General features: G+C 62.3%; 18 protein-coding genes, 3 tRNA genes and 3 rRNA genes. 16 read left to right on the top strand and 8 right to left on the bottom strand.

The genetic code is table 11. The features are described 5' to 3' along the window. Window positions 1-36: 36 nt before the first annotated feature. From AC4PRM_RS06585 to AC4PRM_RS06570, 4 genes are all read left to right on the top strand, one after another. Window positions 37-699, top strand: coding sequence for a hypothetical protein (locus AC4PRM_RS06585; protein WP_492039243.1), 663 nt, complete (start codon window positions 37-39; stop codon window positions 697-699). Beyond that, window positions 699-1,112, top strand: a complete 414-nt coding sequence (locus AC4PRM_RS06580) for a hypothetical protein (RefSeq protein ID WP_492039242.1) — start codon at window positions 699-701, stop codon at window positions 1,110-1,112. Before AC4PRM_RS06585 ends, AC4PRM_RS06580 begins: the two co-directional genes overlap by 1 nt. A 74-nt stretch (window positions 1,113-1,186) precedes the next feature. Beyond that, window positions 1,187-1,672, top strand: coding sequence for a single-stranded DNA-binding protein (ssb, locus tag AC4PRM_RS06575; protein WP_492039241.1), 486 nt, complete (start codon window positions 1,187-1,189; stop codon window positions 1,670-1,672). Window positions 1,673-1,744: 72 nt separating this feature from the next. Next, window positions 1,745-2,650 carry a DMT family transporter gene (locus AC4PRM_RS06570; protein WP_492039240.1) on the top strand — a complete coding sequence of 302 codons (906 nt, stop codon included), beginning with the start codon at window positions 1,745-1,747 and terminating at the stop codon, window positions 2,648-2,650. Window positions 2,651-2,712: 62 nt separating this feature from the next. Here the strand turns inward: AC4PRM_RS06570 and AC4PRM_RS06565 are convergent, their stop codons facing one another. Together AC4PRM_RS06565 and lspA are read right to left on the bottom strand one after the other, a co-directional pair. Next, complete coding sequence (locus AC4PRM_RS06565) at window positions 2,713-3,273, bottom strand: DUF3035 domain-containing protein (RefSeq protein WP_373257718.1); 561 nt, start codon at window positions 3,271-3,273, stop codon at window positions 2,713-2,715. 74 nt (window positions 3,274-3,347) lie between these two features. After that, on the bottom strand, window positions 3,348-3,854 hold the full coding sequence (lspA, locus tag AC4PRM_RS06560; RefSeq protein WP_492039239.1) for a signal peptidase II: 507 nt from the start codon (window positions 3,852-3,854) through the stop codon (window positions 3,348-3,350). 198 nt (window positions 3,855-4,052) lie between these two features. Between lspA and AC4PRM_RS06555 the strand changes: the two genes are divergently transcribed. Next, a complete protein-coding gene (locus tag AC4PRM_RS06555) occupies window positions 4,053-5,309 on the top strand; it encodes a cation:proton antiporter domain-containing protein (protein WP_487922713.1) in 1,257 nt (418 codons plus the stop codon). A gap of 7 nt (window positions 5,310-5,316) precedes the next feature. On the opposite strand, the gene AC4PRM_RS06550 is transcribed toward AC4PRM_RS06555, so the two are convergent. Next, the gene (locus AC4PRM_RS06550; RefSeq protein ID WP_373257715.1) at window positions 5,317-6,096 is read right to left on the bottom strand and encodes a PhoH family protein; all 780 of its coding nucleotides are present in this window, start codon (window positions 6,094-6,096) and stop codon (window positions 5,317-5,319) included. Window positions 6,097-6,417: 321 nt separating this feature from the next. On the opposite strand from AC4PRM_RS06550, the gene AC4PRM_RS06545 reads away from it, so the two are divergent. After that, window positions 6,418-6,951, top strand: a complete 534-nt coding sequence (locus AC4PRM_RS06545; protein ID WP_373257713.1) for a gamma carbonic anhydrase family protein — start codon at window positions 6,418-6,420, stop codon at window positions 6,949-6,951. A 9-nt stretch (window positions 6,952-6,960) separates the two neighbouring features. On the opposite strand, the gene AC4PRM_RS06540 is transcribed toward AC4PRM_RS06545, so the two are convergent. Next, a complete protein-coding gene (locus tag AC4PRM_RS06540; RefSeq protein ID WP_492039238.1) occupies window positions 6,961-7,500 on the bottom strand; it encodes a PAS domain-containing protein in 540 nt (179 codons plus the stop codon). Between the two features lie 150 nt (window positions 7,501-7,650). Here AC4PRM_RS06540 and AC4PRM_RS06535 point away from each other — a divergent pair, with 150 nt between their 5' ends. Then, window positions 7,651-8,556 carry a hypothetical protein gene (locus AC4PRM_RS06535; protein ID WP_492039237.1) on the top strand — a complete coding sequence of 302 codons (906 nt, stop codon included), beginning with the start codon at window positions 7,651-7,653 and terminating at the stop codon, window positions 8,554-8,556. Window positions 8,557-8,700: 144 nt separating this feature from the next. Here the strand turns inward: AC4PRM_RS06535 and AC4PRM_RS06530 are convergent, their stop codons facing one another. The 4 genes from AC4PRM_RS06530 to hfaA form a co-directional block, all read right to left on the bottom strand. Further along, window positions 8,701-11,574 carry a M16 family metallopeptidase gene (locus AC4PRM_RS06530; protein ID WP_492039236.1) on the bottom strand — a complete coding sequence of 958 codons (2,874 nt, stop codon included), beginning with the start codon at window positions 11,572-11,574 and terminating at the stop codon, window positions 8,701-8,703. 136 nt (window positions 11,575-11,710) lie between these two features. Next, window positions 11,711-12,976: a holdfast anchor protein HfaD gene (gene hfaD, locus AC4PRM_RS06525; protein WP_492039235.1), complete on the bottom strand. Its 1,266-nt coding sequence runs from the start codon at window positions 12,974-12,976 to the stop codon at window positions 11,711-11,713. Continuing rightward, a complete protein-coding gene (gene hfaB, locus AC4PRM_RS06520; RefSeq protein ID WP_492039234.1) occupies window positions 12,903-13,916 on the bottom strand; it encodes a holdfast anchoring protein HfaB in 1,014 nt (337 codons plus the stop codon). Before hfaB ends, hfaD begins: the two co-directional genes overlap by 74 nt. After that, complete coding sequence (gene hfaA / locus AC4PRM_RS06515) at window positions 13,913-14,344, bottom strand: holdfast anchoring protein HfaA (protein ID WP_492039233.1); 432 nt, start codon at window positions 14,342-14,344, stop codon at window positions 13,913-13,915. Before hfaA ends, hfaB begins: the two co-directional genes overlap by 4 nt. Window positions 14,345-14,519: 175 nt before the next feature. On the opposite strand from hfaA, the gene AC4PRM_RS06510 reads away from it, so the two are divergent. The 9 genes from AC4PRM_RS06510 (at window position 14,520) to AC4PRM_RS06470 (ending at window position 23,205) form a co-directional block, all read left to right on the top strand. Continuing rightward, the gene (locus AC4PRM_RS06510) at window positions 14,520-15,152 is read left to right on the top strand and encodes a rhomboid family intramembrane serine protease (protein ID WP_492039232.1); all 633 of its coding nucleotides are present in this window, start codon (window positions 14,520-14,522) and stop codon (window positions 15,150-15,152) included. 46 nt (window positions 15,153-15,198) lie between these two features. Then, window positions 15,199-15,627, top strand: a complete 429-nt coding sequence (locus tag AC4PRM_RS06505) for a CBS domain-containing protein (protein WP_492039231.1) — start codon at window positions 15,199-15,201, stop codon at window positions 15,625-15,627. Window positions 15,628-16,439: 812 nt separating this feature from the next. Next, window positions 16,440-17,900 (top strand): 16S ribosomal RNA (locus AC4PRM_RS06500). A gap of 182 nt (window positions 17,901-18,082) precedes the next feature. Further along, window positions 18,083-18,159: transfer RNA gene (locus AC4PRM_RS06495), tRNA-Ile, on the top strand. 58 nt (window positions 18,160-18,217) lie between these two features. Further along, a tRNA-Ala gene (locus AC4PRM_RS06490) sits at window positions 18,218-18,293 on the top strand. 219 nt (window positions 18,294-18,512) lie between these two features. After that, a 23S ribosomal RNA gene (locus tag AC4PRM_RS06485) occupies window positions 18,513-21,302 on the top strand. A 70-nt stretch (window positions 21,303-21,372) separates the two neighbouring features. Further along, window positions 21,373-21,487, top strand: a 5S ribosomal RNA gene (gene rrf / locus AC4PRM_RS06480). The 16S, 23S and 5S rRNA genes sit together here with 3 tRNA genes alongside, the layout of an rRNA operon. A gap of 93 nt (window positions 21,488-21,580) precedes the next feature. Then, window positions 21,581-21,657 (top strand) — tRNA-Met (locus AC4PRM_RS06475). Between the two features lie 105 nt (window positions 21,658-21,762). Continuing rightward, window positions 21,763-23,205, top strand: coding sequence for an aldehyde dehydrogenase family protein (locus AC4PRM_RS06470; protein WP_492039230.1), 1,443 nt, complete (start codon window positions 21,763-21,765; stop codon window positions 23,203-23,205). Window position 23,206: the final 1 nt, after the last annotated feature.

Below are 23,206 nucleotides of genomic sequence, written 5' to 3'. Positions count from 1 at the left end.
CAGGGTTATTGGGGGCCTGTCCCACGTGAGTGCCGAATGCCCCAAGACAACCGCATCCTGATCGCGATCGGCGCTGGCATAGCGATCATAGCGGCCGTGGTGATCGCTCTGTTGCTGAACGGCGGCCGCGACGAGCCTGCGACACCGCCCCCGGCCGCCCAGGGCGGGCTGACCATCGATGTCGCGGATGCGCCGGGCCTCGATTCCGAGCGGGAGCTGCGCTGTTTCGTCAATGGACAGTTCGTCGGCATGGCCAATCTGGCCGACTGTGCGCGTCAGAACGGACTGGCGACCGAGGCCATGGATGTTGGCATCGACCAGAGCGGCCAGGCGGCCGCCTTCGTGCCGCCTGCGGGCCCACCGCCTGTGGAAGACCTTCCCGTGATCGAGCTGGAGCCTTATCCTGTCGATGTGACCGAACCGGAGCGGCCGGCCAGCCGACCGACGCGCGCTGGCAGTGCCTGCCTGCGCCACACCGGCTCCGACTGGCGGTCGCTTTCGAACAACATGAGCCTGGAGGCCTGCGTCCAGGCGCTGTATTCGGGAACCTGCGTCCGTCCTGGCGATGCTCAGTACGGCCGCTGGGGCGACACCACCGTGCGTCTGGTTGCCGGCCGGGTTGAACAATCCGCCGACAACAGCCGTTTCAGCACCCTGGTCGAGCAGGACCGCAGTTGTCAGTTTCCGGAGTTGCGCTGATGAAGCCCGCATTCATGACCGCCGTCGCCTTGGGGATCGGGGCGTTTGGGCTGGCCGCCTGCGAGAAAGATATCAAGGCCCCGTTTGATCAGGGCGTCTGCTATGTCGTCGAACTGGGTGAGGAGGACTCCGATCCCGTATTCAACAAGGTGGCCGACAACCAGCCGCAGATCGAATATTGCGCCGCGCGCCTGGAGGAAGTGCGTCAGCGCTTCCTGAACCTGGGGGGGACCCGCACGGAACTGGTCGGTGCCTATCAGGGCAGCTTCCTGTTTCTCGATTCCTCGGGCGCCCGCCGGGCCCAGACGCTGAACGGGACGCGGTATTTCATGATGGCGCGCACGGGTGACGGGCGACTGGCCGTTCCCGGGACGATCGAACAACGCCCGGCGTCACCCGCACCCGCACCTTGACGGCGTGAACAAAAAAAGAACATACAGGCGCGATCGGTGATTGCGTCTTAACGGCAACAACAGGAAATTCGGTCATGGCGGGCAGCGTCAACAAGGTTATTCTGGTCGGCAATCTGGGCAAGGACCCGGAGATCCGCACCCTCAACTCCGGCGAGCGCGTCGCCAACCTGTCGCTGGCGACGTCCGAGAGCTGGCGCGACAAGTCGACCGGCGAGCGCAAGGAAAAGACCGAGTGGCACCGCGTGGTCATCTTCAACGAGAACATCGTCAAGGTGGCCGAGAACTATCTGAAGAAGGGCTCGACCGTTTATATCGAGGGCTCGCTGCAGACGCGGAAATATGAGCAGGCGGGCGTCGAGAAATACACGACCGAGATCGTCCTGCAGAAGTTCCGCGGTGAACTGACCATGCTGGGCGGCCGTGACGGCGGTGGCTCGGGCGGCGGTGGCGGCGGATCGCGCGGCGACGATGACTATTCGTCCGGCTTCTCGACCGGCGGAGCGAACAAGCCGAGCGGTCCCAAGGAAAGCTACGACCTGAACGACGATATTCCGTTCTGAAGCCAGACAGGCGTCACACCCCCTAACCCGATGTGATGGGCGGCACGGTGCAGGCCGCGCTATGCCGTCCCTATGATCACGCCCGACAAGCCGCACAGTCCGCTGACCCTTGTCGAGATCGCCGCCATTGTCGCGGTGGTCGTGATCTGGGGCGTCAACAATGCCGCGGCCAAGCTGGGGACCGAAACCCTGCCGCCGCTGCTGATGGGGGCAATGCGCTTTGCCCTGGCGGCGGCCTGTCTGATCCCGTTCGTGCGGCCACCCTTTCCCAACTGGAAGAGCCTGCTGATCATCGTGGGCGTGGGCGGGCCATTGCACTATGGCCTGATCTATCTGGCGTTCTGGCTGGCCCAGGACGTCAGTCCGGTGTCGGTCGCGGCGCAGCTGTGGGTGCCGTTTACGGCCCTGTTTGCCTTCCTGTTGCTGGGGGAGCGACTGTCCAGGTTTGCCCTGACCGGCATGGGTGTTGCCTTTGCCGGTGTGGCCTGGATGACGCTGGATCCGCATGCGATCGAGGACTGGAAGGCTATTCTGGTGGCGATCGCGGCCAGTTGCGCCTGGGCCCTGACCACAGTCATTGCGCGCCGGACCACCTCGATCCCGCCGCTGAAGATGCAAGGTCTGCTGGCGCTGGTGGCGCTGCCGTCGCTGGCTTTTGCCTCGGCGGTGTTTGAAACGGGCCAGTGGCAGGCGGTCCAGCAGGCCGACGCTCTGGTCTGGGCCTGTGTGATCTGGGCTGGACTGGTGTCATCGGTGCTGGCCACGACCCTGGTGTTCTGGCTGGTCCAGAAACGCGAAGCGGGACGGGTGACGCCCTATCTGCTGGCCACGCCGGTGGTGTCCATCCTGATCGGCTGGGGTTTCATGGGCGATGTGCTGACGACGCAGATACTGGTCGGAGCCGCCCTGACCATGGGCGGTGTCGGGATCGTGGCCTTGGCTGAGCGGGGCTTGAGGGCTGGGGCGACCAAGGGCTGAGAATCAAATCAGGCCCGAACGCGTGGCGTCCGGGCCTGATTCTGTCGTGCGTAATGTCTGGCTCAGAGGCCGGGCAGCTTGAACCCGCTGTCGCGGCGCGGGGCGATGCTGATACCCGAGTTGCCGACCAGGGCTTGATAACGTGCGTATTCGGTGGCGGGGTCGATGACGACGGCACCGTCGGCGGTCTGGGTTGTTGTGGCGGCCTGGCTGGCGGGGTCTTCACGACGCCAGAACATAATGCGGTCGGCCCAGCCGGATTCCTTGTGCGCAAGATCGCCGAACTCATCGTCCACGACATAGCGGGCGAGGGGATCGGCGCGGTCGCCGCCGGCCTGGGCCACCAGAATCTGCTCGCCGGCCGAGCGGGTCACGGCCTGGCGCTGACCCAGAAGGATCTGGCGTGCTGCCGATTCAGGAGCCAGTTCCTGAGGGCGGGGCTGACCCGGTGCCGGCGGCGTCAGGCCGTACTCCGGCGGCACGGTCAGGGGGGCGGTGGAAACCGTCAGGAATTCGTCCGGCGTGACCTTGGCCAGACCAACGCTGCGCGACAGGGTGCTGCATGCCCCCAATGCCAGGGTGGACGCGGCTACGGTCAGAATAGTCAGGGTACGAAGGCGCATGGTCACTCTCGGTGTCGGACTGGATCGCGCAGCCGAGGCGGGCGCGCATGTCAGACCGTGGATGAAGCGTTTGATTACGACTTTTCGGCGGCGCCGCCAACCTTGGCCGCCTGTTCGGCACGCAGACTGTCCCAGATCAGCAGGACGACACCGATGGAAATGGCACTGTCGGCGACGTTGAAGACCCAGGGGAAGAACCCCGTGCCAGAGAAATCCAGAAAGTCGACGACGAAGCCAAACCGGATCCGGTCGATAACATTGCCGATGGCCCCGCCCATGACCAGACCGATGGCGGCGATCAGCAGGCGGCGGTCGGCCTTCAGAGCCCACCAGCCCAGGGCTCCGGCTACGAGGATCGAGAAGACGCTCAGATACCAGCGGGCCGAGCCGTCGCCGAACAGGCCGAAACTGACGCCGCGGTTTTCGACCCAGGTCAGGTTGAAGATCGGCGGCAGGACGGTGACCTGCCCCATCTCCTGCAAGTCCAGGCCTGAAATGATCCAGGCCTTGGTCAGCTGGTCGAAAATGACGATGAAGAGGGCCAGGCCGAAGGCGGCATAGGCGATGCGTGGGATTTTCATTCGGGCCGCTGAATTGTGAAGCGCTCCGGTTAGCAGCCCCGTCGCAGCCCGCGAAGAGGCAAAAAGCGCGGAAATGCACGGTGCGATCGCGTTGAGAAGCGGTTTCCCGGCCAGAAAGGGTTGCCGTCAGGTCGGCATCGCCCCAAATGTAGCGCTTAAACAACCGAGTAATTCTCTGCCCATATCGAAGGAGCGCCGATGCCGCATGCCGACAGCCTGATTCTGATACTGGTCGGCGGCTTCGTGCTGGCTTTCATCTTCGGCATGTTGGCGAACCGGCTGAAGCTGTCTCCGCTGGTCGGCTATCTGGTTGCGGGGATTGCGGTCGGACCGCATACGATCGGCTTTGTGGCCGACCCTGAACTGGCTCCGCAGCTGGCCGAGATCGGCGTCATCCTGTTGATGTTCGGCGTCGGGCTGCATTTCTCGCCCAAGGACCTGATGAAGGTCCGCAAGGTCGCGGTGCCGGGGGCTTTGGTGCAGATCGCCTCGGCTATCGGACTGGGCTGGTTGCTGGGGCGTTTCCTGCTGGGCATGTCGGATGTCGAGGCGCTTCTGATGGGCTTTGCGCTGTCGGTGGCATCGACCGTCGTGCTGATGCGGGCCCTGGAAGAGCGCCGGCAGAACAAGGGTGAGATCGGACGAATCGCGGTCGGCTGGCTGATCGTCGAAGATCTGGTGATCGTGCTGGCGCTCGTCATGCTGCCGATGATGGTCGTCCCCGCCGGTCAGGAAGTCGCTGCCGGACCGCTGGCGCTCAGTATGGCCTGGACGCTGGTCAAGGTGGGCGCGTTCGTGGCCTTCATGCTGATCGTGGGGGGGCGCGTCCTGCCCTGGCTGCTGATCAAGATCGCCCATACCAAGTCGCGGGAGCTTTTCACGCTCGGGGTCCTGGCCATTGCGCTGGGGATCGCCTGGATTGCCTATCAGCTATTCCACTCGTTCGCCCTGGGAGCCTTCCTGGCGGGGCTGGTGCTGAACGGAACGCCGCTGGGGCACAATGCGGCGGAGCGGTCGTTGCCGCTGCGTGATGCGTTCGCGGTGCTGTTCTTCGTCTCGGTCGGCATGCTGTTCGACCCCATGATCCTGGTTCAGCAGCCCTGGGCCGTTCTGGGCGTGCTGGGCATCGTCATCGTTGGCAAGACAGTGGCAGCCCTGGTCATCACCACGGCTTTCAAATTGGATCGCAAGACCAGCCTGACCGTGGCGGCATCCCTGGCCCAGATCGGGGAGTTCAGCTTCATCCTTGCCGCTCTGAGCATGAGCCTGGGGGCCATGAGCCAGGAGACGCACGACCTGATCCTGGCTGCTGCCCTGCTGTCGATTTCGCTTCACCCGTTCGTGTTCAAGCTGATCGACCGGATGGGGGCCGCGCCGGATCCCCAACGGATCGCCCGCGCCGAGGCTGCAGAGGCCTCGATCGCGAGCGGGCCGAAGGTGACCGACCTGGTCTAGGCTGCGGTCAGAGCACCCCGATCATTGAGGCAACCAGCGGGTGGCGGACGATGTCGCCCTCGGCCAGTTTGACGACCGAGATGTCGGGCACGGCCTTCAGTCGCTCGGCGATGTCGGCCAGGCCGGAGATGCCGGGCAAGAGGTCCGACTGCTGCGGGTCGCCGGTGACCACCATGGTCGAATGCCAGCCCAAGCGGGTCAGCAGCATCTTGAGCTGGACGTAGGTGCAGTTCTGGGCCTCATCGACGACGATGAAGGCGTTGTTCAGTGTGCGGCCGCGCATGTAGCCGATGGGGGCGATCTCGATCAGCCCCTCGGCCATCAGGGCCTTGACCCGCTTCATCGACAGGCGATCGGACAGGGCGTCGTAGAGCGGGCGCAGATAGGGGGCCAGCTTGTCCTCCATGTCGCCGGGCAGGAAGCCGATGGATTCGCCTGCCTCGACAGCGGGACGGCTGAGGACGATGCGGCCGATCTTTCCGGCTTCCAGAGCCTCCACGGCCTTGGCAACGGCGAGGTAGGTCTTGCCCGTGCCTGCCGGACCGAGGGCCAGGACCAGATTGTGGTGGTCAATGGCGGCCATCAGTTCGGCCTGACCTTCGGACTTGGGCTTGAGGGTCTTCAGATAGGCCTGGTCACGGTCGTCATTGGACGGAAGCGGCGACCAGCCTGCGTGTGTTGGCAGACGTCTCACCTTGGCATCGTCCATGAACTGGCGGGTATCCAGGACACCGTGTTCACGGCCGGTGTCGCGGGTCTGTCGCTTGATGGCTGCACGCTTGGTCATGGACGCCTCATTCCTTCAGGCATGAAAAAGGCGATGCCGCAAAAGCATCGCCTGGGGAGACAGTGGGGAGGAAGTCGAGGACGGGAACGCAAGCGCCGGGTCACAGACACGCCCTCTGATCGAGGGGGGGACTGACAGCGGAGAAGACCGCCGACCGGAACGCGTCACGCGCGTCCTCCTTGGGCTATGACCGGACCGGGCTTGATCCGGTTTCGGATCCGGGGCCGAAATGGCGACCTCGAATCGCATCAACAGAATGATGCTAGCGTGGTTTACGATGGGTTAAAGCGCCCAATCGACGAAGAATAAGGTGATGATTTCATGACGGTTTATGCGTTGGCGGACAAGAAACCGCAGCTTCCGCCAAAGGGCGAATACTGGATTGCACCGAACGCGACTGTGTCAGGTGACGTGATTCTGAAGCCCGGCGCCAGTATCTGGTTCGGGGCGGTCGTGCGCGGCGACAATGATCCGATCACGATCGGGCGCGACACCAATATTCAGGATGGCAGCGTGCTGCATTCAGACCCCGGAGAGCCTCTGACGATCGGCGACGGGGTCACGGTCGGGCATATGGTGATGCTGCACAGCTGCGAGATCGGGGACAACACCCTGATCGGCATCGGCGCAGTGGTGCTGGGCCGGGCGAAGATCGGGAAAAACTGTCTGATCGGGGCCAATGCCCTGATCACCGAGGGCAAGGTGATCCCGGACAACAGTCTGGTCATGGGTCAGCCCGGCAAGGTGGTGCGCGAACTGGAGCCCGGCCAGATCGAAGCGTTGAGGGTGTCGGCCCAGCACTACGTCCAGAACTGGAAGCGCTACATCGACGATCTGACCGAGGTGTCAGAGTAGGGAAGGGTTTCAGGCGATGCGGCGGCCGTGGATGGCGGCCAGGCTAAGGGGCGGGCGGCCTGTCGTGCCGACGCCAATGCAGACGCGACCCGTCAGCAACCGGCTGTCGCCTTCACCAAAAGCCAGGGTCGAAAGGGGTGCGTAAAGACCGACCACGCGGTCGATCTGTCCGGAAGGCCCGCGCAAGGGGGCCAGGGTGACCTCGATCAGATCACCGGACAGGCCGATGGCGGCCTTGATGACGACGGGGCGCGCTTCCTGAATGCACTGAGCCAAGGCGGCCGAGACCATGGCGTGCGAGGTTTCGCGCCACAGGGTCAGCAGCGAACGATCTTTCTGCGTCAATCCGTGGAACGACTCGATCCAGCTGCCGGCGGTCCGCAGTCTGCAGCCACCCACATTGATCTCGGCCATGAACAGGCGGGGCAGGCGAAGGCCCATGGCATCGGGATGAAAGCTGTTGCGATTTGGAACGCCAGCCGTGGTCGATGGCCGGCGCGACAGGCTCGTCCAGTGATCGATCAGCAAATGTGTGTCGGCATGGAACATCGAAACGGCCTCCGGCTGCCGCGTCGCAAGACCTACGCCGGAGTTGGGCCGGGCGAAGGCAACGGAAATGAAAGGCTTTTGCTGTCTTGATGCCGGCTGGAGCGCCGCACCCCTTGCGGCGCGCGTGCGAAATTTCTGGAGGGTCGGCCCATGCGGGTGCGGATCAAGACATGGCTGCCGGCCCTGGTGGGCTTCGTTGCCCTGACGGCCTTTGCCGACAAGGCGGCGGCGCAATGCGGCGCAGGCTGCGAGCCCCCGCCGCCGCCGTGCTGCGAGCCCCCGCCGCCACCACCGCCGCCACCTCCGCCCCCGTCATGCTGTGGCCAGCCGCCATCACCGCCGTTTGGCGGCGGGAACTTCGGCGTGAACGTCAATGTGAACGTCAACGCCAATGGCAATGCGAACGGCAATGCCAACTCCAATGCGAACTCCAACTCCGGCCGTGGCTTCATCGGTGCCCGCTCGGGCGGAGGCTTCTACGGCGGGGGTGGGGGCGGCTCCGCCTATGTGACGGTCGATCAGCCCTATCCGACCTCAATCAACGGCTTGAACGTCGAGGGTGGGGTGACACGCCGGCTCAACCGCGTGGCCTTTGAGGCGAGCCGTCGGGTCGAGAAGCGCGTCGTCATCCAGGCCTTCTGCATCGATGCGCGCAATGTGCCCCACGCGGCGTCACAGGTTCGCGCGGGTCGTGACGTAAGCCTGGACTATGAGGGCGAGCTGTATCGCTGCCTCGCCGGAACCTATCTGCAGGCCACAATCGCGGACTACTCGGGCGACATCAATTTCGACCACGGCGAGACCATGCGCTGCGAGCGTGGTCAGGCCCTGTGGTTCGGCAATGGCGGGACGGTCGAGTGCCGGACCCAGAAGGCCGAGCGCGACTGCAACGAGCGTTCGCTGCTGCGCCGCTATGGGGCCGGGGTGAAGATCCTGACCCTGTTCCGTGAGGAAACCTACACGGACTACCGCGAAGAGTGGGTCGAGGAAGCCGCCGCCATGGTGTCCGGCGCGACCATGACCCTGGATGGTGGCGTGGGTGGCCGGGTATTCTGAACGGGCGTGAATGCCCCGTTCAGGTGCGGGTCAGCCGCACCGGCCTAGAGATACAGCGTCGGCTTCGTCGACGATCCTGAGAAACGAACTGGCCCCGGTGGAGCGATCCACCGGGGCCTTTTTTCGTCCTGGTGATTGTCCTGCCTATTGGGCGGCAGGTGTAGCAGCAGCGGTCGCCGGGTTGGCGGACACGACGAGAGCGCGCCAGGCGGTATCCGACTTCAGATACTGCTGGGCGAGGCGCTGGATGTCGGCCGGGGTGATGGCCTCCAGGTCCGAGATGTGGCTGAGGGTCTGCTCGACATTGGCCGGCTTCTCGGCGACCTCCGACAGTTGACCCAGCCAGTATTCATTTCCCGCCTGACTGCGGCGCAGGGTCTCGATTACGGGCAGGCGAGCGCGGTTCAGTTCGTCATCGGTCACCGGCGTGTCGCGCAGGTTGGCGACGATGTCGCTGACGGCCGTCCAGAAGGCGTCGGCCTTGTCGGACGCGATCTCGGCCCGGATGGAGATGGAGCCATAGCCGGGGAAGACGTCCGAGGCGCTGGCACCGACGCCGGGCGAATAGGCCAGAGCCTGACGCTCGCGGATCTCGTCCAGAACGCGCAGCTTGAGGACTTCGGACAGGATGCTGGCCTGACGGGCAGCGGTCCGGTCATCGACAGCATCGGTGGTAGGCCAGGCGATGTAGGCCAGGGTCTGTTCGGCCGGACCGTTGTGGGTCAGTCGGACAGGCTCGGCGTTACCCGCCGGGAAACGGCGCTGATCTGCACCGGGAGCGGGGGCCAGGTCGGGACCACGCGCAGGCAGGGCACCAAAGGTCGAGGCAATGCTGGCGATGGCATCATCGACGGTGACGTCGCCGACCATGACAACGTCGATCGGGCCGGTGGACAGGCCCTGGCGAACGCCTTCGCTCATCTGCTCATTGGTCCAGCCGGCGATTTCCTCTGCAGTCGGCAGAGCTTCGCGCTTGTCTCCGCTGGCCAGAAGTTCGGAGGCCTGAAGGCTGAAGGCTCCACCCGGTGTCGCCATCTGCTGGGCAATGATCTGGGGGAAGAAGGCCTTGATCTGCTGGAACGGCGCAGGACGCAGACCCGGATCGGTCAGATAGGCGGCCAGAACCTGAGTCTGCAGTTGCAGATCTTGTGGCCGGGTCGCACCGGACAGGACGTAGGAATCGCCGTCCAGCGAATAGCCCGCCGAATAGATGCGGCCATTCAGGACGCGGCTGAGTTCGTCCGCTGTAAGCTTGCCCAGACCACCGGCCGCGAAGACCAGCGGTGACAGAGCCTGAGGCTCGATCCGGTCGACAGGCAGGCCCAGTTCGCCGATGCCGGTGCGCACGCTGACCAGAACCTGTTCGTCGCGGAAGTCGGTGGGCTTGACCGTCAGGCGCACGCCATTGGCAAAGGTCACGACCGTGGCCCCGACCGAGGCGATTTCGGTACGGCTGGCGACCGTGCCGGGGGTGCCGAACTCGGCATAGGGCCACTCCAGGTCAGCTTGAGCAGCGGGGGCGGCGACGGGCACAAGGCGTGAAGCCTCCAACGCCGCGGTGACGGCCGCTTCGCCGCCTTCGATCTCGACGGGGGTGACAACCAGGGCCAGCGGGCCGCCACCTTCAAAGACAGGCTTGATGGCTTCATTGACCTGGGCTGCGGTCAGGCCTTCGGTCGCAGCGTTAAACAGGTCCAGATTGGTCTGAGGCGCGGTGAAGACGGTTTGGGCGTTGACCGAGCCGGCCAGGGCTCCAGCCAGAGCAGGCGTGCGCCGCGTGGCGGCACCGGCGACGGCGTTCTCCAGCGCGGTGCGACTTTCCGTGATTTCTCGCTGAAGTTCGGCGTCTGAAACACCGTACTGGACCAGGCGGCGCTGCTCCTGCTCGATGGTTTCCAGCGCCCGCTTCCATTCGCCGGGATTGAACTGGGCGGAGACTGAAGCGATCGCGACACTGTCGGCCAGTTCACCTTCACCGCCACCGGCGCTGATGAAGGGCGGATTATCGGCGCGGGCCAGTTCGCCCAGGCGGCGGTTCAGGACAGCTGTGCCGAGGCTGCGCAGCAGGTCTTGCCGACGCTCTGAAACAGTGTCGGGATTGCGGTCCGGCGCGCGGGTCCAGTTGATCTGGATGGAGGACTGAATGCCGGGCTCGACCAAGATGGCGGTTTCCGGTTCACGCGGGGCGACGGTGCCCAGATCGGGTTCAGGGGCGGCGGGACCCTTGCCCTGCCATTCGCTGAACTCGGCGCGTACCTTGGCTTCCATGACGTCGACATCGAAGTCGCCGACGGCCACAAAGGTCGCGCGTTCGGGGCGATAGTAGCCGTTGTAGAATTCCACGAAACGCTCGCGGGGGGCCGTGCGGATAATGTTCAGGTCGCCGATCGGCAGGCGATTGGCCAGGCGCTGGCCGGGTGCCAGCAGGCCGATCTGGGCCTTGATGGAGCGCAGGCCAGGGGTGTTGCGCAGGCGTTCTTCGCCGACAATCACGCCGCGTTCGGCATCGACGGCTTCTGGAGCCATCAGGGCTTCGGAGACCTGTTCACGCATGATGCGCAGGGAGGTGTCGACGGTCTCGTCGTTCGTCCGAGGCAGTTCCAGCATGTACACCGTCTCGTCGAAGCTGGTGTAGGCATTGGTATCGGCACCGAAGGCCAGGCCCAGACGCTCGAGAATGCGCAGCAGGTCGTTCTCGGGGATGTTCGTCGTGCCGTTGAAGGCCATGTGCTCCATGAAGTGAGCCAGACCCAGCTGGTCCTCATTTTCCATCAAAGAGCCGGCGTCGATGCGCAGTCGGAAGCTGGCCTGACCGGGAGGCGTCGCATTGCGCAGCAGGGCGTACTGCATGCCATTGGGCAGGGTGCCGAAACGGACGTTGCTGTCTGCGGGAATGTCGCTGGTCGCCTGGGCGAACGGATCGGTGGGGGCCTGAGCCTGGGCCAGGGCCGGGGCGGCGGTGATCAGGACGCTGGCCGAGGCGGCGACGAGTAGAAGCAGGCGACGAGGGGAACGCATAAGACAGTCTCTTTCCGAAGGGCGCAGGGGCCTTCGATGAGGCCGCGCCGGTCAAGGTCTGGGACTGTGGCAGGAAGTTGTCACGGTCCTGTGCCACCTTTCGGTGACAAGGACGCTTGACGCAAGTTACCGAATGTTAATTTCCGGGGCGTGAGACATAGAAGGTCGCCGAGTTGCCGGTGGCATTGGCCCCCGTGATCACGGCGCGGCCCGACCCGGCGACGGTGGTGTTGGCCGTCGCGGAGACGTCACCTTCGTTGGTCTGGGTGTTGCGGACTTCCATATAGCCATTGCAGGTCGAGCAGCCGTAGCCGGTGACGTTGTTGCCCACGGCGTCGGCCCCGACATAGACGTCGTAGCCATCGGTGCCGCTGAAGGTGGCGGTGGAATCGACGCCGCCCGTGTTCAGCTGGGTATTGTCCAGCTCCAGATAGATGTCGTTGTTCCCGACGGACAGATCGTTGCCGGCGGCGCGCGACGAGGCCGTGGTCGCACCATAGTCGAAGGCGGTGGTCAGGGCCGAGGAGCGGACGAAGCTTCCGTTCTGCTGATCCGAGGCGACAACGACGCTTCCGCCCTGATTATACAGATTGGCCTGGTTGGCGCTGGCGCGGGCGCGGGCGGCCAGGTCCCAGGCGTTGCCGGCGCTGGAACTGGCTTCGGCCTCGATGAAATCGCCGGTCGAGCGCTGGCCGATGGTCAGGTTCTGGCCAGAGGTCTGGCCGGAGTTGACCTCGACCGCATTGGCGATGGCCTGGCTGGTCACGCCTGCGGTGGCGGGGATGTATTGCGCCTGGATACGGCCGAACGAGCGGACGGTGGCCGAGGACGACTGATCAACAGAGCCATCGATGAAGGCCCCTTCGCCATAGGCCGCGACGGTGTTGGAAATGGCCGTGGCGTTGATGTTCGCACCGCCCAGAAGGCGTGCCGACCCTGCAGGCCCCACCTCGGTGGTCGCGCTGACCAGACCGCCGGTGTTCGACTGGGTCGCGTCCAGCGTCACGTCGGCCCCGTAGCCGCTGGCGGCGAGATAGTTGCCGGCGGCCTGGGTCGTCGCATTGATCACGCCATAGGTGTCGCCAGAGGCGTTGATGTCGGTGCGGGCGACCGAGTCGCCGCGCATATCCTGCGTCGAGGTGACCGTGATGCTGCCGTTGTAGACGGCGCCGCTGATCGTATTCCCCTGGGTCACGGTGGTGACCGTGACCTGTTCCTGGGCATTGACCACGTTCAGCGTCTGGCCCGCGATGACATCGCCCAGTTGCAGCTGATTGTTCAGGACGACGCTGTCATCCTGGGGCGGGGGAGGCGTTTGCGCGCAGGCGTCAGTAGCGACTGCGGCGAACATCGCCGTCGCGAGCATCGTGCCAGCGAGACGGATCCGCTCGTGTTGCGCCATTGTTCGTGTCCGTGTTGGGGTAGGCGGGATAGTAGCCGCCGGTCGGGCCGACGGTGCCGCCCAGAGGATCGGGTCCGGCCGACAGGCAGACCTCCGGTCCCGGAGCGCCATACAGATTGGCCATGAATTCGACGGTGGCGCGCTCGATCAGTGCCCGCACCGCCAGCTGGACGGGTTCCAGCCCGCCTTCGCCCGCCGAGATGTCGAAGACGTTGCCGTTCAGGAAGTCGAAGACGCCGGCGGAGATTTCGCGGCCGATGATCTGCTTCTGATAGGAGACGACATCGACGACCTCCATCGTCTGGGTCTGGACCAGACGAAGGTCGATGGCGACGTTCATGACGTAGGATTTGCCGCTGAAGGCCGTGGACAGCGGCGTGCCCGTCTCGACCTGACCGGCGGCCGCGTCGAAGCCACCCGAGCGGATGTTGTAGTTCACCTCGGTGATGCCGCCGACGACGAAGAAGTCGGAGCCCGGCACCTGGCCGGCGATGATGCGGCGATATTCGGTGTCGCCACCCTCTGCCGCCTGGTCGCCGATCAGGCGGTTGTTGGCGTAGCGCAGCTCCATCTCGGAGACGGAGGTGTCATAACGTTCGACGATGTGAGCACCGGACTTGGCCAGGGCGCTCATGGCCATCAGGGAGGCACCGCCAGTGATCTGGCGGCCGCCGTCGGCCGAGACCGTGCCGGTGTAGTCGCTGATCCGGCCGACGGCCATGCGCGGGGAGGGCAGGTTATAGCGGCGCGCGTAATCGGCCATGCAGTACAGGGCCGCCGAATAGGGGGTCGGGTTGGCGGTGACCGGCGCATTGCCGATCGGCGTCGCATAGCGCCCGCTGGAATCGGCCGTGGCCGAGATACAGCCGCTGAGCAGGGCCGCTGTCGCGCAGGCGACGCCGGCCACGCGAAGGCGGCGAGAGATGGAGCCTACGCTCATGGAAGCCTCAGGGTGCCGTTCAGGCTGGTCCCGGCGTTGACGTTGCCGTTGTTGACCTGACGGGAGTTGACGATGACCACATTATTGTTGCCCTGAACCACGACGTTCAGGTTGTTGCCGATGGCGGTTGAGCCGCCAATGGCCGTGCCGTTTCCGTTCTGGCCCGCACCCGCATAGGCCGAAGCGACGCCACCCGACTGGCGGGAATAGGCGCTGGCACCGGACTGGATCAGGCCGTCAACGATCAGACGGTTGCCGTTGGCATCGCGTGTCGAGCCGGTCTGGGCCTGGCTGGTCGTGTAGCGCGAGCCGCCGTAGCCGGACTGGTAGTTGGCCATGCCAGTGGAGCCTGCCGACTGGGCGACGGCCACGGCGGGCAGCGCCAGCAGCGCGACCGCCGCGAGGGGCAGGATGGAACGGATGGACATGAGCAATCCTCGGGCCAAAACGACGCGGGTCGCACAAGACCCTGTGTGCCACTCTGGAGCATGGTTATTAAGAACCGCTTGCCATGGTGAACATCGTTGTGATTCAGCGCTCTGACCCGACCGGAGACACGCCCTGACCGACCGTTCCGAACCGCCGATCTTCAATGCGCCGCTGGTGGCGGTGCTGCTGGTCGCGTCAATGCCTGCACTCTATATTTTGCAGACAACGCTGCCGGACGGAGGGTTGTCGCTGGCGTTCCGGTCGTCAGCATTGGTGGACCGCGGCTGGTGGCCCGGCGTTCTGACGTCGATGTTCGTCCACACCGGGTGGGGTCATGTCATCATGAACGCGCTTGCGGCCCTGGCCTTTGCGCCGGCCGTCGCCAGGCTGTTCCCCGGAACGAAGGGCGGCGCTGTTTTTCTCCTGCTCTATATAATGTGTGGTGCCGTCGCGACCGTTGGCTATGGGCTGCTCTATCTGGACAGTTCCGTTCCGGTTCTGGGAGCCTCAGGGGCGGTGTTCGGCATGATGGGAGCGGCGCTGAGGTTGCTTGGGCGAAGGGGGAGGGGGCCGGTCCCGCTCACAAACACGCGATTCCTGACGAACTCGGCGATACTGATGCTGGTGAATGCCGCCGTCGGTCTGATCGGCTTTGCCCCCGGTATGGGTGGGCTCCAGATCGCCTGGGAGGCCCATGCCATAGGCTATTTGGCAGGGGCCCTCTTGATCGGCCCCTGGTTCGCCTGGTTTGCGCCGAAGCCGGATCAGTTTGATTCTCGGGCCGATGTGAGCGACCCTCTCGTCTGATGCGGTCCGTCCGCGGCCGCGCGCAATACCCTGGGAGGGGAAGCCGATGCTGGTCGCCGAGATTCTCAAGGACAAGGGCGAGGCTGTCTTTGTCATCCGCCCGGATCTGCGTCTGTCCGATGCCTGTGCCGAGCTGGATCGCAGGCGGGTCGGAGCCCTGATCATCTGTGACGAGGAAAAGGTGGTGGGTGTGCTGTCAGAGCGGGATGTGGTTCGCGCTGTGGCCGCAGACGGAATCGCCGCGCTGGAGCGCCCTGTCTCTACATATATGAGTGCCGATGTGGTGTTCGCTGCGCCAGCAGAGACCGTTGCGATTCTGATGGAGCGGATGACGGACCGCCGAATCCGGCATCTGCCGGTGCTACGCGACGGGCGATTGGCCGGGGTGATCTCCATTGGCGACGTGGTGAAGTGCCAGATTGCCGAGGCCACCCATGAGGCGGAATCCCTGCGTACATATATAGGGGCAGGATAGCGCCCTCTGCGGTGACGCTTTGAGCAATCCGGGGTCTGCGAGAAACTTCACAAAAAATGCGGATTCCGATTGCGGACAAAAGGGGCGCTGCGTATATCCCCGCCTCGCTCGGAAACGGGCCGGACGCCGGGGCAGCAGCGACGAAAGTCTCTCTCTGCTCCATCAGGAAAAGGGAACGGTTCGTTCTTGCTTCCGAAGGGCTGTTCGGTTAAGTTCCGCGCCTTCGATCGAATCGTCGGAACGAAAAGAGGGAAGCCTCTCGGGCTTCTCCTGACGGTTTTCTGCGGCCTGGAAGCCTTGGTTTCCTTCGCCCCGGAATGGCTGAAGAGCCCGGTTTGATACGGAGAAGCGGGTCTTTGGACAGCCGCCTCCGCCGCCTTCGAGGTGGACTTGCAGAGGCTGGTTCTTCTTTAAAAAGAACCACTTGACGCAGAAAAATGAGGCGCTAAACACCGCGCCTCACTCGCCTCCGGGCGGGCTGCGGAAGAGGGTTCTTCTAGAAAGAACTGCTTGACATGGAATACCGGGGCGACTACATCGCCGCCTCCGCCGCTCACCGGCGCTAAACAGTGGGGCCGGTTTTTCCGGTCTTGGTCTTTGAAATCGTTGATCTGGAAAGAGAAACGCAGGCGGCGGTGTCCTAGCGACGGTTCTTCGGAACTGTCTAACGACGCTGACATCTGCGGTCTTTTTGAAAAGACACCATAGACGCCCGATCTTCGGATTGGTCGTTCGTGGGATCTCGTCAAAGAATACGTAGAACTAATGCCAATCGGTTTTCGAACCGATCTGCTTAGGTCAGATAGTCAACTCAACCTGAGAGTTTGATCCTGGCTCAGAGCGAACGCTGGCGGCAGGCCTAACACATGCAAGTCGAACGGACCCTTCGGGGTTAGTGGCGGACGGGTGAGTAACACGTGGGAACGTGCCTTTAGGTTCGGAATAGCTCCTGGAAACGGGTGGTAATGCCGAATGTGCCCTTCGGGGGAAAGATTTATCGCCTTTAGAGCGGCCCGCGTCTGATTAGCTTGTTGGTGAGGTAATGGCTCACCAAGGCTACGATCAGTAGCTGGTCTGAGAGGATGACCAGCCACATTGGGACTGAGACACGGCCCAAACTCCTACGGGAGGCAGCAGTGGGGAATCTTGCGCAATGGGCGAAAGCCTGACGCAGCCATGCCGCGTGGATGATGAAGGTCTTAGGATTGTAAAATCCTTTCACCGGTGAAGATAATGACTGTAGCCGGAGAAGAAGCCCCGGCTAACTTCGTGCCAGCAGCCGCGGTAATACGAAGGGGGCTAGCGTTGCTCGGAATTACTGGGCGTAAAGGGAGCGTAGGCGGACATTTAAGTCAGGGGTGAAATCCCAGAGCTCAACTCTGGAACTGCCTTTGATACTGGGTGTCTTGAGTGTGATAGAGGTATGTGGAACTCCGAGTGTAGAGGTGAAATTCGTAGATATTCGGAAGAACACCAGTGGCGAAGGCGACATACTGGATCATTACTGACGCTGAGGCTCGAAAGCGTGGGGAGCAAACAGGATTAGATACCCTGGTAGTCCACGCCGTAAACGATGATTGCTAGTTGTCGGGTTGTTTACAACTCGGTGACGCAGCTAACGCATTAAGCAATCCGCCTGGGGAGTACGGTCGCAAGATTAAAACTCAAAGGAATTGACGGGGGCCCGCACAAGCGGTGGAGCATGTGGTTTAATTCGAAGCAACGCGCAGAACCTTACCACCTTTTGACATGCCTGGACCGCCAGAGAGATCTGGCTTTCCCTTCGGGGACTAGGACACAGGTGCTGCATGGCTGTCGTCAGCTCGTGTCGTGAGATGTTGGGTTAAGTCCCGCAACGAGCGCAACCCTCGCCATTAGTTGCCATCATTTAGTTGGGAACTCTAATGGGACTGCCGGTGCTAAGCCGGAGGAAGGTGGGGATGACGTCAAGTCCTCATGGCCCTTACAGGGTGGGCTACACACGTGCTACAATGGCAACTACAGAGGGTTAATCCTTAAAAGTTGTCTCAGTTCGGATTGTCCTCTGCAACTCGAGGGCATGAAGTTGGAATCGCTAGTAATCGCGGATCAGCATGCCGCGGTGAATACGTTCCCGGGCCTTGTACACACCGCCCGTCACACCATGGGAGTTGGTTCTACCCGAAGGCGATGCGCTAACCGCAAGGAGGCAGTCGACCACGGTAGGGTCAGCGACTGGGGTGAAGTCGTAACAAGGTAGCCGTAGGGGAACCTGCGGCTGGATCACCTCCTTTCTAAGGATGTTTCTCCAGGCCGTCTCTCACGAGGCTGTCTATTGGAACTCCAATAAACTGCGGGGCGCCGCCGTCTCCGTTTCTCTTTCCTCTTTCGCTTCCATAAGCATCCGGCATTCGGTCGGTGTGGTTGGAAGTGCGATCGCGAGCCTGGGTAATCTGCCTGGCTGTCGTGCCGCCGAAGGCCCGTAGCTCAGGTGGTTAGAGCGTACGCCTGATAAGCGTAAGGTCGGCAGTTCGAGTCTGCCCGGGCCTACCAGCCTAGCTGGACCGGCTACGACAATCGTTGACAGCTCTCCTGTGTTCGACCCTGAAATGGGGCCATAGCTCAGTTGGTAGAGCGCCTGCTTTGCAAGCAGGATGTCGTCGGTTCGACTCCGTCTGGCTCCACCAGGACCCCGAACCCCGGGACCTCGTTAGATCGCAATCAAGATTGCCACCGGCTTCAACGCTGGCTGGCATTGATATTGTAAAGGAAGAATGCGTCCGGCCTGTTCATAGGCTTCAAGGACACGTTCGAGAGAAGACATTGTCTGACAAAAATCAGGCATGGACCCCCGGCATTTCTTTCCAGTCGGCGGGATCATCCATGCATGAGTTTTGCTGAGAAACGATCAAGCGTTGAAGGGCTTCTGACGGATGCCTTGGCGTAGAGAGGCGATGAAGGACGTGGCAAGCTGCGATAAGAACCGGGGAGGCGCTAGCACCCTTTGATCCGGTTATTTCCGAATGGGGAAACCCACCTTTGTGGTCTTCCAACTCATGCCCAGTCTTCGGACTGTGTGCGAGTTGGTTGATTGCTTAAAGGTATAATGACCTGAATACATAGGGTTCATTAAGCGAACCCGGGGAACTGAAACATCTCAGTACCCGGAGGAAAGGACATCAACCGAGACTCCCGTAGTAGTGGCGAGCGAACCGGGACCAGGCCAGTGCTCTTGTGAAATAAAGTCGAACAACCTGGGAAGGTTGGCCATAGCGGGTGACAGCCCCGTAGACGTCAAACAGCAAGAGATTCGAGTAGGGCGGGACACGTGAAATCCTGTCTGAACATGGGGGGACCACCCTCCAAGCCTAAGTACTCCTCTACGACCGATAGTGAACAAGTACCGTGAGGGAAAGGTGAAAAGCACCCCAACGAGGGGAGTGAAACAGATCCTGAAATCGGAAGCCTACAAGCAGTCGGAGCCCCCATGCGGGGTGACGGCGTACCTTTTGTATAATGGGTCAGCGACTTCATGTGTCGAGCAAGCTTAAGCCGTTAGGTGTAGGCGCAGCGAAAGCGAGTCTGAATAGGGCGCTAAGTTCGACGTATGACGACCCGAAACTAGGTGATCTATCCATGAGCAGGTTGAAGGTTAGGTAACACTAACTGGAGGACCGAACCCGTGAATGTTGAAAAATTCTGGGATGACTTGTGGATAGGGGTGAAAGGCCAATCAAACCTAGACATAGCTGGTTCTCCGCGAAATCTATTTAGGTAGAGCGTCCGACGAATTCCTTGGGGGGTAGAGCACTGGATGGTTGCGGGCTGCGCGAGCGGTACCAATACTAACCAAACTCCGAATACCCAAGAGAACTATCGGGCAGACACACGGCGGGTGCTAACGTCCGTCGTGAAAAGGGAAACAACCCTAACCATCATCTAAGGCCCCCAAGTACTGGCTAAGTGGGAAACGATGTGGGATTGCTTTGACAATCAGGAGGTTGGCTTAGAAGCAGCCATCCTTTAAAGAAAGCGTAACAGCTCACTGATCAAGCGATCCTGCGCGGAAAATGTAACGGGGCTCAAGCCAGTCGCCGAAGATATGGGTTTGCACTTATGTGCAAGCGGTAGCGGAGCGTTCCGTAAGCCGATGAAGGCCAGGCGTGAGCCTGACTGGAGGTATCGGAAGTGAGAATGCTGACATGAGTAACGATAAACAGTGTGAGAAACACTGTCGCCGAAAGACCAAGGGTTCCTGCGTAAAGCTAATCTGCGCAGGGTTAGTCGGCCCCTAAGGCGAGGCTGAAAAGCGTAGTCGATGGGAAGCAGGTAAATATTCCTGCACCAGCTAGAAGTGACGGATGGCGTAACTTATCAGGGCTTATTGGATTGCTCCTGGTAGGGAAGTTGTCCCTGGAAATAACTCTAGCAGAGACCGTACCCGAAACCGACACAGGTGGTCAGGTAGAGCATACCAAGGCGCTTGAGAGAACTGTGCTGAAGGAACTCGGCAAATTGCACGCGTAACTTCGGAATAAGCGTGACTCACCTAGGGCAACCTAGACTGAGTGGCACAAGCCAGGGGGTAGCGACTGTTTAGCAAAAACACAGGGCTCTGCGAAGCAGCAATGCGACGTATAGGGTCTGACGCCTGCCCGGTGCCTGAAGGTTAAAGGGAGTTGTGAAAGCGACGAACTGAAGCCCAGGTAAACGGCGGCCGTAACTATAACGGTCCTAAGGTAGCGAAATTCCTTGTCGGGTAAGTTCCGACCTGCACGAATGGCGTAACGACTTCCCCACTGTCTCCAGCACAGGCTCAGTGAAATTGAATTCCCCGTGAAGATGCGGGGTTCCCGCGGTCAGACGGAAAGACCCTATGAACCTTTACTATAGCTTCGCCTTGGCGTTAGCGACCGTATGTGTAGGATAGGTGGGAGGCTATGAAACCGGGGCGCCAGCTCTGGTGGAGCCATCCTTGAAATACCACCCTTACTGTCGTTGACGTCTAACCGAGGGCCGTTATCCGGTCCCGGGACATGGCGTGGTGGGTAGTTTGACTGGGGCGGTCGCCTCCTAAAGTGTAACGGAGGCGCGCGATGGTGGGCTCAGACCGGTCGGAAATCGGTCGTCGAGTGCAATGGCATAAGCCCGCCTGACTGCGAGACTGACAAGTCGAGCAGAGACGAAAGTCGGCCATAGTGATCCGGTGGTCCCGCGTGGAAGGGCCATCGCTCAACGGATAAAAGGTACTCTAGGGATAACAGGCTGATTTTGCCCAAGAGTCCATATCGACGGCAAAGTTTGGCACCTCGATGTCGGCTCATCACATCCTGGGGCTGGAGCAGGTCCCAAGGGTATGGCTGTTCGCCATTTAAAGTGGTACGTGAGCTGGGTTCAGAACGTCGTGAGACAGTTTGGTCCCTATCTGCCGTGGGTGTTCGAAGCTTGAGAGGATCTGTCCCTAGTACGAGAGGACCGGGATGGACATACCTCTGGTGGACCTGTCATGACGCCAGTTGTGCAGCAGGGTAGCTATGTATGGAATAGATAACCGCTGAAAGCATCTAAGCGGGAAACTAACCTCAAAACAAGGCTTCGCTGAGGATCGTGGAAGACTACCACGTTGATAGGCCAGGTGTGGAAGTGGGGCGACCCATGAAGCTTACTGGTACTAATAATCCGATCGGCTTGATCGTTTCTCAGCAAAACTCATTCGATTTTCGAATACGACAATGTCTTCTCACAATCGTCTATCCGCCTGGTTGACCTGGTGGCTATGTCGGAGGTTCCCCACCCGATCCCATTCCGAACTCGGTCGTTAAGCCCTCCAGAGCCGATGGTACTCCGTCTCAAGGCGTGGGAGAGTAGGTCGCTGCCGGGTCTACCAGACGGATAGATGATTGTATTTACGGGCACCCTTTACGAAACTTGGGCCCGTTCTCTCGAACCCTTCTTCCTTTGCACTACCGTTTGCCGCGGGATGGAGCAGCCCGGTAGCTCGTCAGGCTCATAACCTGAAGGTCGCAGGTTCAAATCCTGCTCCCGCACCCAAACATTCTCAAAGCCCCGCATGGCTCGCCAGCGGGGCTTTTTGCTGCCCGGAATCCTGCCCGGCTGGCCGTTTCAATGACGGATGATCTCGGCTAGACCATCGCCATGGCAGACATTCTGGCGCTCTCTCACTGGATCGATGGCCGAAAGGTCGAGGCTGAACGGCCCGCCGAGGGGCTGAACACGTCGGACACGCGCGAGATCGTGGCACGCACGCCTGACGGCGGCGTGGCCGAGGTGGATGCTGCCGTTGATGCGGCACGCAGGGCCTTCCCGGCCTGGGCCGAGGCGTCGCCGGAGGCGCGGTCCGATGTGCTGGATCGGGCGGGTACGCTTCTGATGGAGCGGCGCGAAACGGTCGGGCGTCTGCTGTCGCGCGAAGAGGGCAAGACCCTGGCCGAGGGGATCGGCGAGACGGCGCGGGCGGCGCGCATCCTGAAGTATTTCGCAGGCGAGGCGCTGCGTCTGCACGGCCAGAACCTGGCCTCGGTGCGGCCGGGGGTAGAGGTCCAGACCTGGCGGCAGCCGGTCGGGGTGTTCGGCCTGATTACGCCGTGGAACTTCCCCATCGCCATTCCCGCGTGGAAGGCGGCACCTGCCCTGGCCTTCGGCAATACGGTGGTGATGAAGGCGGCGGGGCCGACGCCTGCGACGGCCGAGGCTCTGGTCGCCATCCTGCACGAGGCGGGGTTGCCCGACGGGGTGCTGAACCTGGTCATCGGGCGTGGCGGGGTGGGGCAGGCGATCGTGGATCATCCGGAGGTGGACGGGATCAGCTTCACCGGTTCGCAGGGCGTCGGGGCGGGCGTGGCGATGGGGGCGGCCAAGCGCCAGGCGCGGGTCCAGCTGGAGATGGGGGGGAAGAACCCGCTGATCGTGCTGGACGACGCCGATCTTGAGCGGGCCGTGGCTGTGGCGCTGGACGGCTGCTTCTATGCGACGGGTCAGCGGTGCACGGCATCCAGCCGGTTGATCGTGCAGGACGGCATTCACGACCGCTTCGTGGCGGCGCTGACGGAGAGGCTGGCCGCACTGAAGGTCGGCCATGCGCTGGACCCGGCGACCAACATCGGCCCGGCGGTCAGCGAGGCGCAGATGGAGACGTCATATCGCTATATCGACATTGCGACCGGCGAGGGCGGTCGCGTGGCCCAGGGCGGGCGGCGGCTGACGCTGGAGACGCCGGGCTGGTACGTCGATCCGACCCTGATTGTCGATACGGCCCCGGATATGCGGATCAATACCGAAGAGGTGTTCGGCCCGGTGGCCTCGGTGATCCGGGTCAAGGACTACGAACAGGCGCTGGACATCGCCAATGGCGTCGAGTTCGGCCTGTCGGCGGGCATTGTCACGACCTCGCTGAAACATGCGCGGGATTTCCAGCGGCGGGCCAAGGCGGGGATGGTCATGGTCAATCTGCCGACGGCGGGCGTGGACTATCATGTGCCGTTCGGCGGCACGAAGAAGTCCAGCTATGGCCCGCGTGAGCAGGGCTTTGCGGCGGCGGATTTCTTCACCCAGACGAAGACCGGGTACAGCTGGAGCTGAG

The sequence above is a fragment of the Brevundimonas sp. DW-iso22 genome, assembly GCF_058725425.1.
This window is presented reverse-complemented; position numbering and strand designations above follow the sequence as displayed.